The 14,388-nt window shown below is 70.0% G+C and carries 12 protein-coding genes; 6 read left to right on the forward strand and 6 right to left on the reverse strand.

The genetic code is table 11. The features are described 5' to 3' along the window. Positions 1-183: 183 nt before the first annotated feature. The 4 genes from secD (at position 184) to relA (ending at position 6,314) form a co-directional block, all read left to right on the forward strand. On the forward strand, positions 184-1,950 hold the full coding sequence (gene secD, locus ACZ58V_RS37555; RefSeq protein WP_468199256.1) for a protein translocase subunit SecD: 1,767 nt from the start codon (positions 184-186) through the stop codon (positions 1,948-1,950). A 1-nt stretch (position 1,951) separates the two neighbouring features. Continuing rightward, the gene (gene secF / locus ACZ58V_RS37560) at positions 1,952-3,061 is read left to right on the forward strand and encodes a protein translocase subunit SecF (RefSeq protein WP_468199253.1); all 1,110 of its coding nucleotides are present in this window, start codon (positions 1,952-1,954) and stop codon (positions 3,059-3,061) included. Further along, positions 3,058-3,597, forward strand: coding sequence for an adenine phosphoribosyltransferase (locus tag ACZ58V_RS37565; RefSeq protein ID WP_468199251.1), 540 nt, complete (start codon positions 3,058-3,060; stop codon positions 3,595-3,597). The genes secF and ACZ58V_RS37565 overlap by 4 nt, the downstream gene beginning before the upstream one ends. Before the next feature lie 194 nt (positions 3,598-3,791). Continuing rightward, positions 3,792-6,314 carry a GTP pyrophosphokinase gene (gene relA, locus ACZ58V_RS37570; RefSeq protein ID WP_468199248.1) on the forward strand — a complete coding sequence of 841 codons (2,523 nt, stop codon included), beginning with the start codon at positions 3,792-3,794 and terminating at the stop codon, positions 6,312-6,314. A 62-nt stretch (positions 6,315-6,376) separates the two neighbouring features. Here relA and ACZ58V_RS37575 read toward each other — a convergent pair whose 3' ends face one another. Then, complete coding sequence (locus ACZ58V_RS37575) at positions 6,377-7,606, reverse strand: DUF349 domain-containing protein (RefSeq protein WP_471295729.1); 1,230 nt, start codon at positions 7,604-7,606, stop codon at positions 6,377-6,379. A 135-nt stretch (positions 7,607-7,741) separates the two neighbouring features. Beyond that, positions 7,742-8,587, reverse strand: a complete 846-nt coding sequence (locus ACZ58V_RS37580; RefSeq protein WP_189726454.1) for a peptidylprolyl isomerase — start codon at positions 8,585-8,587, stop codon at positions 7,742-7,744. 167 nt (positions 8,588-8,754) lie between these two features. Between ACZ58V_RS37580 and ACZ58V_RS37585 the strand changes: the two genes are divergently transcribed. Continuing rightward, the gene (locus ACZ58V_RS37585; RefSeq protein WP_359896489.1) at positions 8,755-9,462 is read left to right on the forward strand and encodes an MBL fold metallo-hydrolase; all 708 of its coding nucleotides are present in this window, start codon (positions 8,755-8,757) and stop codon (positions 9,460-9,462) included. An 11-nt stretch (positions 9,463-9,473) separates the two neighbouring features. After that, a complete protein-coding gene (gene hisS / locus ACZ58V_RS37590) occupies positions 9,474-10,736 on the forward strand; it encodes a histidine--tRNA ligase (RefSeq protein ID WP_468199242.1) in 1,263 nt (420 codons plus the stop codon). A gap of 37 nt (positions 10,737-10,773) precedes the next feature. Here the strand turns inward: hisS and ACZ58V_RS37595 are convergent, their stop codons facing one another. Genes ACZ58V_RS37595 through ACZ58V_RS37610 form a run of 4 tightly spaced genes read right to left on the reverse strand, consistent with a single transcriptional unit; the run spans position 10,774 to position 14,298 of the window. Then, complete coding sequence (locus tag ACZ58V_RS37595) at positions 10,774-11,400, reverse strand: response regulator (protein ID WP_468199240.1); 627 nt, start codon at positions 11,398-11,400, stop codon at positions 10,774-10,776. Beyond that, the gene (locus tag ACZ58V_RS37600) at positions 11,397-12,593 is read right to left on the reverse strand and encodes a sensor histidine kinase (protein WP_471295732.1); all 1,197 of its coding nucleotides are present in this window, start codon (positions 12,591-12,593) and stop codon (positions 11,397-11,399) included. Before ACZ58V_RS37600 ends, ACZ58V_RS37595 begins: the two co-directional genes overlap by 4 nt. Continuing rightward, positions 12,590-13,435, reverse strand: coding sequence for an ABC transporter permease (locus ACZ58V_RS37605; protein ID WP_471295734.1), 846 nt, complete (start codon positions 13,433-13,435; stop codon positions 12,590-12,592). The genes ACZ58V_RS37600 and ACZ58V_RS37605 overlap by 4 nt, the downstream gene beginning before the upstream one ends. After that, positions 13,432-14,298 (reverse strand): ABC transporter ATP-binding protein, encoded by an 867-nt coding sequence (locus ACZ58V_RS37610; RefSeq protein ID WP_471295736.1) that lies wholly within the window; start codon positions 14,296-14,298, stop codon positions 13,432-13,434. The genes ACZ58V_RS37605 and ACZ58V_RS37610 overlap by 4 nt, the downstream gene beginning before the upstream one ends. Positions 14,299-14,388 lie beyond the last annotated feature (90 nt).

The following is a 14,388-nucleotide window of genomic DNA, read 5'->3' on the forward strand; positions in this document are numbered from 1 at the left end:
GATAGGGCGCGGATATCCCTTCTCTGCTCCCCCCCCCCCCCCCCCCCTCTCCCCCCCTCCCCCCCCCCCCCCCCCCCCCCCCCCCCCCCCCCCCACGCCCAGCTCGCACGGAGTCCCGACACCATGTCATGGCCGCCCGTCCGCCGATCCGGAGCGAGGTGGCCCGAGAGGGAGTACGAGAAGGTGGCCACACCTAAAAAGGGCCGGAGCGCGAGCGCCCAGAGCAAGCCGGGGCGCTCGCTGGCCCTGATCCTGATCGCCCTCGTGGCGCTCACCGGTGGGATGTTCGCCTCGGGGCACACGAAGCCGCGTCTCGGCATCGACCTGGCCGGCGGTACGAGCATCACGCTCCAAGCGGTGCCCGAGGCCGGTAACGAGGCGGCGATCAACAAGACCAACATGGACACCGCCGTCTCCATCATGGAGCGCCGTGTCAATGGTCTGGGTGTCTCCGAGTCCGAGGTGCAGACCCAGGGCAACAAGAACATCATCGTCAACATCCCCAAGGGCACGAACTCCGAGCAGGCCCGCAAGCAGGTCGGCACCACCGCCAAGCTCTACTTCCGCCCGGTCCTCACCACCGAGGTCTCCGGCGGCGGCAAGACGGCCAGCCCCTCGCCCAGCGGCACCGGAAGCCCCACGGACAAGCCGTCCGGCAAGGCAAGCGACAAGCCCGAGGCCACCGAGAAGAACTCCGCCTCCCCGTCGGCGAGCCCGACGACGCAGGGCCGCGCGGTGACCGACGCGCTGAAGGCCGACGCGACGCCGTCCGCGAGCGCCTCGGACAAGGGGAAGGCCAGCCCCTCCCCGTCCGCCACCGGCGGCGCCTCCGGCGACGACGCGAGCAAGCTCCAGGAGCAGTACGCCAAGCTCGACTGCACCGACGAGAAGACCCGCTCATCCGTGGGCGACGGCGTCAAGGCCTCCGAGATGACCCTGGCCTGCGGCCAGAACTCGCAGGGCCAGTGGCAGAAGTACATCCTCGGCCCCGCCGCGGTCGACGGCACCGACGTCGACAAGGCCCAGGCCGTCCTGAACACGCAGACCGGTGCGGGCTGGACGGTCACGATGGACTTCACGGACGGCGGCGCCAAGAAGTTCGCGGACATCACCGGCAAGCTGGCGCAGAACCAGTCGCCGCAGAACCAGTTCGCGATCGTCCTGGACGGCGACGTGGTCTCCGACCCGTACGTCCGGCAGGCCCTGACCGGCGGCAACGCCGAGATCTCCGGCAACTTCAACCAGCAGTCCGCCCAGGACCTCTCCAACATGCTGTCCTACGGCGCGCTGCCGCTGACCTTCAAGGTCGACAGCATGACGACCGTGACCGCGGCGCTGGGTGGTGACCAGCTGAAGGCCGGACTGATCGCCGGCGCCATCGGTCTCGCGCTGGTCGTCATCTACCTGCTGGCGTACTACCGCGGCCTGTCGTTCATCGCGATCCTCTCGCTGCTGGTCTCCGCGGCCCTCACCTACACGCTCATGGCCCTGCTCGGCCCGGCCATCGGCTTCGCGCTGAACCTGCCGGCCGTGTGCGGCGCCATCGTCGCCATCGGTATCACCGCGGACTCGTTCATCGTGTACTTCGAACGCGTCCGTGACGAGATCCGTGAGGGCCGCTCCCTGCGCCCTGCCGTCGAGCGGGCCTGGCCGCGCGCCCGGCGCACCATCCTGGTCTCCGACTTCGTGTCGTTCCTCGCCGCCGCGGTGCTGTTTGCCGTCACCGTCGGCAAGGTCCAGGGCTTCGCGTTCACGCTCGGCCTGACCACCCTGCTCGACGTGGTCGTCGTGTTCCTCTTCACCAAGCCGCTGCTGACGCTGATGGCCCGCCGCCCGTTCTTCGCGAACGGCCACAAGTGGTCCGGCCTCGACCCGAAGAGCCTGGGCGCCCAGCCGCCGCTGCGCCGTACCCGCCGCCCCGCCGCCCCTGCCGACCCGAAGGAGGCCTGAGATGTCGAAACTTGGCAACCTCGGTGCCCGACTCCACCGTGGCGAGGTCGGCTACGACTTCGTCAAGAACCGCAAGATCTGGTACGGCGTCTCCATCCTGATCACCATCCTGGCCATCGCCGGCCTGGCGGTGCGCGGCCTGAACATGGGCATCGAGTTCCAGGGCGGCGCCGTCTTCACCACCCCGAAGAACACCAGTGCCTCGGTGTCCCAGGCCGAGCGGTACGCGGAGGAGGCCTCCGGCCACGACGCGATCGTCCAGCAGCTCGGCGACCGCAGCATGCGCATCCAGGTCGCCGGCATCGACACCGGCGCGGCGAACGACATCAAGAACACACTCGCCGACGACCTCAAGATCGACTCGGAGCAGATCAACGCCGAGCTGGTCGGCCCCAGCTGGGGCGAGCAGATCGCCAACAAGGCCTGGCAGGGCCTGGGCATCTTCCTGGTCCTGGTGGTGATCTACCTGGCGATCGCCTTCGAGTGGCGCATGGCGGTGGCCGCGTTCGTCGCACTGATCCACGACATCACCATCACGGTCGGCATCTACGCCCTCGTCGGCTTCGAGGTCACACCCGGCACGGTGATCGGTCTGCTCACGATCCTCGGCTACTCGCTCTACGACACGGTCGTGGTCTTCGACAGCCTCAAGGAACAGACGAAGGACATCACCAAGCAGACCCGCTGGACCTACAGCGACATCGCCAACCGCTCGATCAACAGCACCCTGGTCCGCTCGATCAACACCACGGTGGTCGCGCTGCTGCCCGTCGCGGGCCTGCTGTTCATCGGTGGCGGTGTCCTCGGCGCCGGCATGCTCAACGACATCTCGCTGTCGCTGTTCGTCGGTCTCGCCGCCGGTGCGTACTCCTCGATCTTCATCGCCACCCCGCTCGTCGCCGACCTCAAGGAGCGCGAGCCGCAGATGAAGGCCCTGAAGAAGCGCGTCCTCGCCAAGCGGGCCGCCAAGGGCGAGACCCCTGAGGCGGAGACCGGGGACGAGGCCTACGCCGACGAGCCCGAGGACGCCGCACCCGCGGTCGTCGGGCCGCGCAACCAGCCCGCGGCCCGCAATCGCGGCCGGGGCCGCCCCTCGGGGAAGCGCCGATGACCGACATCAAGGAACTGCTGCTGAGCCGCATCAGGGACGTGGCCGACTACCCGGAGCCGGGCGTGATGTTCAAGGACATCACCCCGCTCCTGGCGGACCCGGCGGCGTTCACCGCGCTCACCGACGCCCTCGCGGAGATCGCCGAGGGCGCCGGCGCCACCAAGATCGTCGGCCTCGAGGCCCGCGGCTTCATCCTCGGCGCCCCGGTCGCCGTCCGCGCCGGCCTCGGCTTCGTCCCCGTACGCAAGGCGGGCAAGCTCCCTGGAGCCACCCTCGGCCAGGCCTACGACCTGGAGTACGGCTCGGCGGAGATCGAGGTGCACGCCGAGGACCTGGTCGCCGACGACCGCGTCCTGATCGTCGACGACGTCCTCGCCACCGGCGGCACCGCCGAGGCCTCGGTCCAGCTCATCCGCCGGGCCGGCGCCGAGGTCGCCGGTCTGGCCGTGCTCATGGAGCTCGGTTTCCTCGGCGGCCGCGCCCGCCTGGAGCCGGCTCTGAACGGCGCCCCGCTGGAGGCGCTGCTCACGGTCTAGAAGGCCCACGGCAGCCCGGTGGACACCGGCACGACACCGCGGAGGCGGGCCCGGAGGAATCCGGTGCCCGCCTCTCGCGTTCCCGGGGTAGACGGTCCTCACATTGGCCTGAAGGCGATCCTGGGGCACAGGATGGCTACCATGGGGTCTCCGGAGCCTGACCGGGGGACCCGGAACGCGCACGAGGAGCCCTCTTGTCAGACGAGGCCCAGCACCTGACCGCCGCCAAGCCCGAGTCCGCCTCGGCAGCCGCGGCGAAGCCCGCGCCGAACGCGCCCCACGCGAAGAACGACACCCGCGGGCCGGTCGAGCATGCCCAGGCGGCACCGGTCGACAAACCCGCCGATCAGTCGCGGCCCAAGCCCACCCCGCCGCCCGCGGTACGTCAGGCAGCCGGACAGCCGGCCCGCTCCGGCTCCTCCAACCGTGTCCGCGCCCGTCTGGCCCGGCTCGGTGTGCAGCGCGCGAACCCGTACAACCCGGTGCTGGAGCCGCTGCTGCGGATAGTGCGCAGCAACGACCCGAAGATCGAGACGGCGACGCTCCGCCAGATCGAGCGCGCCTACCAGGTCGCCGAGCGCTGGCACCGCGGCCAGAAGCGCAAGAGCGGCGACCCGTACATCACGCACCCCCTCGCCGTGACCACCATCCTCGCCGAGCTGGGGATGGATCCGGCCACGCTGATGGCCGGTCTGCTGCACGACACGGTCGAGGACACCGAGTACGGCCTGGACGACCTGCGCCGTGACTTCGGCGACGTCGTCACCCTGCTCGTCGACGGTGTCACCAAGCTGGACAAGGTCAAGTTCGGCGAGGCGGCCCAGGCCGAGACCGTGCGCAAGATGGTCGTCGCCATGGCCAAGGACCCGCGCGTCCTGGTCATCAAGCTCGCCGACCGCCTGCACAACATGCGCACCATGCGCTACCTCAAGCGTGAGAAGCAGGAGAAGAAGGCGCGCGAGACCCTGGAGATCTACGCGCCGCTCGCCCACCGGCTGGGCATGAACACCATCAAGTGGGAGCTGGAGGACCTCGCCTTCGCGATCCTCTACCCCAAGATGTACGACGAGATCGTCCGCCTGGTCGCCGAGCGCGCCCCCAAGCGTGACGAGTACCTCGCGATCGTCACCGACGAGGTCCAGCAGGACCTGCGGGCGGCCCGCATCAAGGCGACCGTGACCGGCCGGCCCAAGCACTACTACAGCGTCTACCAGAAGATGATCGTCCGCGGCCGTGACTTCGCGGAGATCTACGACCTGGTGGGCATCCGCGTCCTCGTGGACACCGTCCGTGACTGCTACGCGGCCCTCGGCACGGTGCACGCGCGATGGAACCCGGTCCCCGGCCGGTTCAAGGACTACATCGCGATGCCCAAGTTCAACATGTACCAGTCGCTGCACACGACGGTGATCGGCCCCGGCGGCAAGCCCGTCGAGCTGCAGATCCGCACCTTCGACATGCACCGCCGCGCCGAGTACGGCATCGCCGCGCACTGGAAGTACAAGCAGGAGGCCGTCGCCGGCACCTCCAAGGTGCGCACCGACGCCCCCAAGTCGTCCGGCAAGAGCAAGGACGACCACCTCAACGACATGGCCTGGCTGCGCCAGCTGCTGGACTGGCAGAAGGAGACCGAGGACCCGGGCGAGTTCCTGGAGTCCCTGCGCTTCGACCTCTCCCGCAACGAGGTCTTCGTCTTCACCCCCAAGGGCGACGTCATAGCGCTCCCGGCGAGCGCCACCCCGGTGGACTTCGCGTACGCGGTCCACACCGAGGTCGGGCACCGCACGATCGGCGCCCGCGTCAACGGCCGCCTGGTCCCGCTCGAATCCACCCTCGACAACGGCGACCTTGTCGAGGTCTTCACCTCCAAGGCGGCCGGCGCCGGCCCCTCCCGCGACTGGCTCGGCTTCGTCAAGTCGCCGCGCGCCCGCAACAAGATCCGGGCCTGGTTCTCCAAGGAACGCCGCGACGAGGCGATCGAGCAGGGCAAGGACGCCATCGTCCGCGCGATGCGCAAGCAGAACCTGCCGATCCAGCGCATCCTGACCGGCGACTCCCTGGTGACCCTCGCGCACGAGATGCGCTACGCGGACATCTCCGCGCTGTACGCGGCGATCGGCGAGGGCCATGTCTCCGCGCAGAACATCGTGCAGAAGCTCGTCCAGGCCCTCGGCGGCGAGGAGGCCGCCACCGAGGAGATCGACGAGTCGGTCCCGCCGTCCCCCGGACGCAGCCGCAAACGCCGCTCCAGCGCCGACCCGGGCGTCGTCGTGAAGGGCGTCGAGGACGTGTGGGTCAAGCTGGCCCGCTGCTGTACGCCCGTACCGGGCGACCCCATCATCGGCTTCGTCACCCGCGGTAGTGGTGTATCGGTTCACCGCAACGACTGCGTGAACGTGGAGTCGCTGTCCCGGGAGCCCGAGCGCATCCTCGAGGTCGAGTGGGCGCCCACCCAGTCCTCGGTCTTCCTGGTCGCCATCCAGGTCGAGGCGCTGGACCGCTCCCGGCTGCTGTCGGACGTCACCCGGGTGCTGTCCGACCAGCACGTCAACATCCTCTCCGCGGCCGTCCAGACCTCCCGCGACCGTGTCGCCACCTCCCGCTTCACCTTCGAGATGGGCGACCCGAAGCATCTCGGCCATGTGCTGAAGGCGGTCCGGGGCGTGGAGGGTGTCTACGACGTCTACCGGGTGACGTCGGCGCGCAGCAGGTCGTAACCACCACGCGAAAGAGGGCCCCGTACGGCATGTGCGGGGCCCTCTTGGTCTCGACCGACGGATCAGCCTCCGAACTCCTGAAGGCCCTTCTGCGCCTGGTCCAGCAGCGCCTGGCGGCCCTCGAGCTCACGCTCGAGCTTGTCGGCCCGGGCGTTGTTGCCCTGCGCACGGGCCTGCTCGATCTGGCCCCGCAGCTTGTCCACGGCGGCCTGGAGCTGGCCGGTCAGACCCTCGGCACGCGCGCGTGCCTCCGGGTTCGTCCGGCGCCACTCGGCCTCCTCGGACTCCTGGAGGGCCCGCTCGACGGCGTGCATCCGGCCCTCGACCTTGGGCCGCGCGTCGCGCGGCACATGGCCGATGGCCTCCCAGCGCTCGTTGACGGAACGGAACGCGGCCCGGGCCGCCTTCAGGTCCGTGACCGGCAGGAGCTTCTCGGCCTCCTCGGCCAGCTCCTCCTTGAGCTTCAGGTTCTCCGCCTGCTCGGCGTCCCGCTCGGCGAAGACCGAGCTGCGGGCCGCGAAGAAGACGTCCTGAGCGCCGCGGAAGCGGTTCCACAGATCGTCCTCGTGCTCACGCTGCGCGCGGCCCGCGGCCTTCCACTCGCCCATCAGCTCGCGGTAGCGCGCGGCCGTCACACCCCAGTCCGTCGAGTTCGACAGCGCCTCGGCCTCGGAGACCAGCCGCTCCTTGGTCCGCCGCGCCTCCTCGCGCTGGGCGTCCAGCTGCGCGAAGTGCTGCTTGCGCCGCTTGGAGAACGCCGACCGCGCGTGCGAGAACCGGTGCCACAGGTCGTCGTCGGACTTGCGGTCCAGGCGCGGCAGGCCCTTCCAGGTGTCCACCAGGGCCCGCAGCCGCTCACCGGCCGCCCGCCACTGGTCGGACTGCGACAGCTCCTCCGCCTCGGCGACCAGCGCCTCCTTGGACTTGCGCGCCTCGTCGGACTGCCGGGCCCGCTGCGCCTTGCGTTCCTCGCGGCGCGCCTCCACCTGCTCCACGAGCTTGTCCAGCCGGACCCGCAGGGCATCCAGGTCGCCCACCACGTGGTGCGCGTCGACCTGCTCCCGGATGTGGTCGATGGCGACCTGGGCGTCCTTGGCCGACAGGTCGGTGGTCTTCACTCGCTTCTCGAGGAGGCCGATCTCGACAACCAGGCCCTCGTACTTGCGCTCGAAATAGGCCAGCGCCTCATCGGGAGTGCCTGCCTGCCAAGAGCCGACAACCTGCTCGCCGTCGGCCGTACGCACGTACACGGTCCCCGTCTCGTCGACGCGGCCCCACGGGTCGCTGCTCACAGCGCCTCCTCCACATGATGCCTGCGAGGGGCCTCAGCACCCCCGGGCATCGTCCACAGTTTCGTCACGGCCAACATAGGCGACCGGCGGGGGGCGTGTCCGCATCCCGCGCGACCGAAATTTCGCAGTTGGGGGTCAGGATTCGGTGATCGTGGCCTTGTTGATCACGACCGTCGCGTTGGGCGCCGTGTTGCCCGTCTGAGGGTCGGGAGCCTCGGCTCCGGCCTTGGCGATCTTCGTCAGGACCTTCATGCCCGCCTCGGACACCGTACCGAACGGTGTGTAGTCGGGCGGCAGCTGACTGTCCTGGTAGACGAGGAAGAACTGGCTGCCGCCGCTGTCCCGCCCCTGCTTCGTCTGGGCGTTGTACTGGTTCGCCATCGCGACCGTGCCCGCCGGGTACACCCCGCCCTTGAGGCTCTTGTCCTTGAGGTTCTCGTCCGGGATCGTGTAGCCGGGTCCGCCCATGCCGGTGCCCTGCGGGTCGCCGCACTGCAGGACGTAGATGCCCTGGTTGGTGAGCCGGTGGCACTTGCTGTGGTCCAAGTACCCCTTGCCGAGAAGGTAGTTGAACGAGTTGACGGTGTGCGGCGCCGCCGACGCCTTCAGCGCGACGTCTATCTCACCGCACGTCGTGTCCAGCTTCATCGTGTACTTCGCCGACTCGTCGATCGACATCGCAGGTTCCTTCTTCCAGGTCTGCGACTTGACCTTGCCCGCGGCGGGCTTCTCGCACGGGTCCGGGGCCTTGCTGGGCGTGGCGCTCGGCGTGACGTCCGCGTTCGCGTTCTCCGTCTTGCCGTTGTCCTCGAACGGCTTGGTCAGGAAGACCGTCACGGAGAGCACCACGATCACGCCGAGAGCCGAGGCGATCACGGAGTTGCGGATACGGGCCTTGCGTCGAGCGTCCGTGCGTCGCTGCTGCTGCCGCAAGAACTTCTCCCGGGCGAGCTGACGCCGCCGCTGTTCCTGGCTGACCACCGGGTTCTCTCCTCATGGGTCTCGAACGTCGACCGGTACGCGTGCGTCCTGTGTGCCGAGCGCCCGCGTGTGCCCCGTACCGTATATGGGTTCGCTGAGGAATCGGCAGCGCCGGTAGGCTCTGTCAGCAGCCGCAGCCTCCCGTATCGACACAACGAAGGACGATCGTGCTCATTGCCGGGTTCCCCGCCGGGGCCTGGGGGACGAACTGCTACCTCGTCGCCCCCGCCGCCGGTGAGGAGTGCGTGATCATCGACCCCGGCCATCAGGCCGCCGACGGCGTCGAGGAAGCGATCAGAAAGCATCGGCTCAAGCCCGTCGCCGTCGTCCTCACCCACGGCCACATCGACCATGTCGCCTCGGTCGTCCCGGTGTGCGGCGCGCACGACGTGCCCGCCTGGATCCACCCCGACGACCGGTACATGATGAACGACCCCGAGAAGGGGATCGGCCGTTCCATCGGGATGCCGCTCCTGGGTGAACTGACCGTGGGGGAGCCGGACGACGTCAAGGAGCTGGCCGACGGGGCGAAGCTGGAGCTGGCGGGCCTGGAGCTGTCCGTCGCGCACGCACCCGGCCATACCAAGGGGTCGGTGACCTTCGGCATGCCCGAGGCGGCGGACATCCCGCCGATCCTGTTCTCGGGCGACCTGCTGTTCGCCGGCTCCATCGGACGCACCGACCTGCCCGGCGGCGACATGGCCGAGATGCTCGACTCGCTGGGCCGCGTGTGCCTGCCGCTCGACGACTCGACCGTGGTGCTGTCCGGCCACGGCCCCCAGACGACCATCGGCCAGGAGCGTGCCACCAATCCGTATCTGCGGCAGGTGGCGGCCGGCCAGGGAGCCCACGACGCTCCCCGACGAGGAATGTGACGAGACCTTCCGTGAGCACCTTCAAGGCCCCCAAGGGCACGTACGACCTGATCCCGCCGGACTCCGCGAAGTACCTGGCGGTCCGTGAGGCGATCGCCGCGCCGTTGCGGGACTCCGGCTACGGCTACATCGAGACGCCGGGCTTCGAGAACGTCGAGCTCTTCGCACGCGGTGTCGGCGAGTCGACGGACATCGTGACGAAGGAGATGTACGCCTTCGAGACCAAGGGCGGCGACAGGCTGGCCCTGCGCCCCGAAGGCACGGCGTCCGTCCTCCGTGCCGCGCTGGAGGCCAACCTGCACAAGGCGGGCAACCTCCCGGTCAAGCTCTGGTACTCCGGCTCGTACTACCGCTACGAGCGTCCCCAGAAGGGCCGTTACCGCCACTTCTCGCAGGTCGGTGCCGAGGCCATCGGCGCGGAGGACCCGGCGCTGGACGCCGAGCTGATCATCCTGGCCGACCAGGCGTACCGCTCGCTGGGCCTGAGCGACTTCCGGATCCTGCTCAACAGCCTGGGCGACCAGGAGTGCCGCCCGGTGTACCGGACGGCGCTGCAGGACTTCCTGCGCGGCCTGGACCTGGACGAGGACACCCTGCGCCGGGCGGAGATCAACCCGCTGCGCGTCCTGGACGACAAGCGTGAGTCGGTCCAGAAGCAGCTGGGGGACGCCCCGCTGCTGCGCGACTACCTTTGCGACGCGTGCAAGGCGTACCACGAGGAGGTCCGCGAGCTGATCACGGCGGCGGGCGTCGCCTTCGAGGACGACGTGAAGCTGGTCCGCGGCCTGGACTACTACACCCGCACCACCTTCGAGTTCGTCCACGACGGTCTGGGCTCCCAGTCCGCGGTGGGCGGCGGCGGTCGTTACGACGGTCTCTCCGAGATGATCGGCGGCCCGGCCCTGCCGTCCGTCGGCTGGGCCCTCGGCGTCGACCGCACGGTCCTCGCCCTGGAGGCGGAGGGCGTCGAGCTCGAACTCCCCGCCACCACCAGCGTGTTCGCCGTCCCGCTCGGCGAGGAGGCCCGCCGGGTCCTGTTCGCCAAGGTCACGGAACTCCGCAAGAACGGCATCGCCGCGGACTTCTCCTACGGCGCCAAGGGCCTCAAGGGCGCCATGAAGAACGCCAACCGCAGCGGCGCCCGCTACACGGTCGTGGCGGGGGAGAGGGACCTCGCCGAGGGCGTCGTCCAGCTCAAGGACATGGAGTCCGGCGAGCAGACGGCGGTGGGCGTGAACGAGATCGTGGCAGAGCTGGAAGCCCGACTGGGCTGACACGAGCGCGGAAGGCGCCGGAGACCCGGCGCCTTTCTCACTGCTCCAGCAGCCCGTACCGCATCGCGCTGGTGACGGCCGCCGTCCGGTCGTCCACCCCCAGCTTGCCGAAGATCCGCAGCAGATACGTCTTCACCGTCGACTCGCCGATGAACAACCGGCGACCGATCTCCCCGTTCGTGCAGCCCTCCGCGACCAGCCGCAGCACCGCCACCTCGCGCTCCGACAGCCGCGGGCGCTCCGGCTTGGTCCGCAGCTGGTCCACCAGCCGTGCCGCCACGGACGGCGCCAGGACCGTCTCGCCGCGTGCCGCCGCCCTTACGGCCCCCGCGAGTTCGGCACGCGGCAGGTCCTTCAGCAGATAGCCCGCGGCCCCGGCCTCCACCGCCCGCAGGATGTCCCGGTCCGTCTCGTACGTCGTCAGCACGACCACCCGGCACGGCAGCCCGGACCGCGTCATCCGCACGATGGAGTCCACACCCCCGCCCCCGGGCATCCGCAGATCCATCAGCACGATGTCCGGCCGCAACTCCGCCGCCAGCGCCTCCGCCTGCGGACCACTGGACGCGTCGGCGACGACCTCCAGGTCGGACTCGGCACTGAGCATCGCCCGCAGCCCCTCCCGTACGACGGGATGGTCGTCGGCCAGGATGATCCGGATCACGGCATCTCCCTCCTCACGACCGGCAGCCGGACGGTCACGGCCGTGCCGTCACCCGGGGCACTGCGCACCTCCGCGGTTCCGCCCACCTCGACGGCCCGGGCCCGCAGCCCCGCGAGACCGTATCCGCCGCGGACCACCGCCGGGTCGAAGCCGCGGCCGTCGTCCCGTACGGACACCATGAGCGAGTCGTCCCCGTACGCCAGCGACACCTCGACCGTCACCGAACTCCCCGCGTGCTTACGTGCGTTGGCCAGCGCCTCCTGGCAGGCGCGCAGGGCCACCACCTCGGGCCCGGCGGGCAGTATCCGGACCGGCCCGGTCACCTCCAGCGTCGCGTCATGGCGCGCGGCGAGCCGGTGCAGCGCGTCCGGCAGGGACGCGCCGTCCAGGTCAGCGGGAGCACCCCCGGCGACCAGCGCCCGGGCCTCGGCGAGGTTCTGCCGGGCCGTCTCGTCCATCAGCCGCAGATGACGCCGCGCCTCGGGCCTGTCGTGATCCAGCTCCGCCTCGACCGCCTGGACCAGCATCACCAGACTCGTGAACCCCTGCGCGAGCGTGTCGTGGATCTCCCGGGTCAGCCGCTCCCGCTCGGCCAGCGCCCCATGGGCCTCGGACAGCCGGCCGATCTCGTGCCGGCTCGCGTCCAGCTCCGCGATCAACTCGGCCCGTTCCTGGCTCTGCTCGATGATCCGGATCGTCCAGCTGCCGAGCGCCACCGAGAACACCAGCGTGACCACGCAGAACAGCACATTGAAGACCACGTCCCGGGTGTCGGGACGCCACAGCAGCGCCCAGCCCACCACGGGCACGAGGCTGATCACGGCCACGGCCACCAGCGCCGACCGCAACCGCAGTGTCATGAAGCACTGCGGGATCAGCGCGAAGGTCAGCAGCCGCGTCTCGCCGGCGAGCACCGCCGACGGCAGGAACAACGCCAGCGCCGCCGCCAGATAGCCCATCGCCTGTCGCTGGTCGGGCGGATCGCCCTGGATCAGACGGCGCCCGACCCTCACGTACAGCGGAACGAGCGGAACGAGCAGCGCCGGCGCGACCGCGCGGACCGGCCAGCCGGGATGCTCCGCGGCCAGCACATAGGCCACGGTGACCACCCAGATGAGCGCGAAGTACGTGTCCCAGAGCCGGAACGAGCGCTCCCAGGTGTAGGCGCTGCCGGCATCCGCCGCATCGCTCATCCCTCGCGCCGGTCCTTCCAGCGGAACGTCAGCAGGCACAGCACCAATCCTCCGACGCACCACGCGGCGAGCACCAGAGCCACGCGTCCGAGTTCCCAACTCCCCGCCTGCTCCAGCACCTGCGCCGACTCCGGCAGGAACACCCCGCGCAGCCCCTGGCACATCCACTTCAGCGGGAACAGCGCACCGATCGTCAGCATCCAGTCCGGGATGGTGCCGATGGCGATGTACACCCCGGAGATGAACTGCAGCACCAGGAACGGCAGGACGACCACGGAGCTGGCACTGTTCGCGGACTTCGGCACCGAACTGATCGCGATGCCGAGCAGGGCGCACGCCGTGATCCCCAGCGCGAAGATCCACGCCAGGTCGAACCAGCGGCCCGCGTCCGAGGGCAGGGACACGTCGTAGAAGGTGGTGCCGATCAGGAGCAGGATCACCGTCTCCAGCAGACCCGTGAAAAGAACCAGCCAGATCTTGCCGAGGAAGTAGGCCATCGGCGGCATCGGGGTGCCGCGCAGCCGGCGCAGCACCTTCTCCTGCCGCTCGACGGCGATCGAGATGCCGAGCGCCTGGAAACTCGTCGACATGATGCCGGCGGCCATCATCGCCGGGACGTACAGCTGCGAGGCGGTGATCCCCGCGCCCTCCACGTCGTCCTTGAAGATCGACGCGAACAGGAACAGGAAGACGACCGGGAAGGCGAAGGTGAACACCACCTGGTCGCGCTGCCGGAAGAACTGTTTGATCTCCAGCGCGCCCCGCCGCAGCCCGAGCCCCCACGCACCGGGCAGCCGCTCCGCGCCGACCTCACCGCTCTCCCGCACGACGGTCGTGGTCATGCCGTGTCCTCCTGCCCGGTGAGCCGGAGGTAGACGTCCTCCAGCGTGGGGCGGCTCACCGTCAGCCCCGGGATCTCGCCGTCGAAGCGGTGCAGGAGCCCGGCGATCGTGCGGGCCGGCGTCTCGGTGCGCGCGCTGCGCGGACTGTCGTCCGGCTCGGTCCACTCGACGACGGCCTCGGTGCCGTACCGCTCCCGCAGCGCCCCGGGCTCGCCCTCGGCGACGATCCGGCCCTTGGCGACGATGGCCAGCCGGTGCGCGAGCGCCTCCGCCTCCTCCAGGTAGTGCGTGGTCAGCAGGATCGTCGTGCCGTCGTCGGCCAGGGCGCGGATCAGCGACCAGAACTGCCGCCTGGCCGCCGGGTCGAACCCGGTCGTCGGCTCGTCCAGGAGCAGCAGGTCCGGGCCGCCGATCACGCCGAGCGCCACGTCCAGGCGCCGGCGCTGACCGCCCGACAGCGCCTTGATCCGGCTGTCCGCCTTCGGCTCCAGACCGACCAGGCCGATGACCTCCTCGGGGTCGCGCGGCCGGGGGTAGCAGCGGGCGAAGTGCCGTACGGTCTCCCGGACCGTCAACTCGGCGGGTGCGGATTCGTCCTGCCAGACGATTCCGACGCGTGAGCGCCACGCGCGCGTGGCGGTCGCCGGGTCCGACCCGAGTACGGACACCTCGCCCGCGTCCCGGGCCCGGTTGCCCTGGAGGATCTCCACCGTGGTGCTCTTGCCCGCGCCGTTGGGTCCGAGCAGGCCGAACACCTCGCCGCGCCGGATGCCGAGATCGACACCGTCGACGGCGGTCACGTCCCCGTAGCGCTTGCGCAGCCCCCGCACGTCCACGGCGAGGTCGTACCCGTGTGCTGTCATGCGACGATCGTCGGCCGGAACCGAACGCTCAGGGCCGACCGTGCGGACATCCTTATGTCCACTGAACGGTGGACAGACCTCCGTGTGCGG

The organism is Streptomyces sp. NPDC040589 (genome assembly GCF_055594445.1).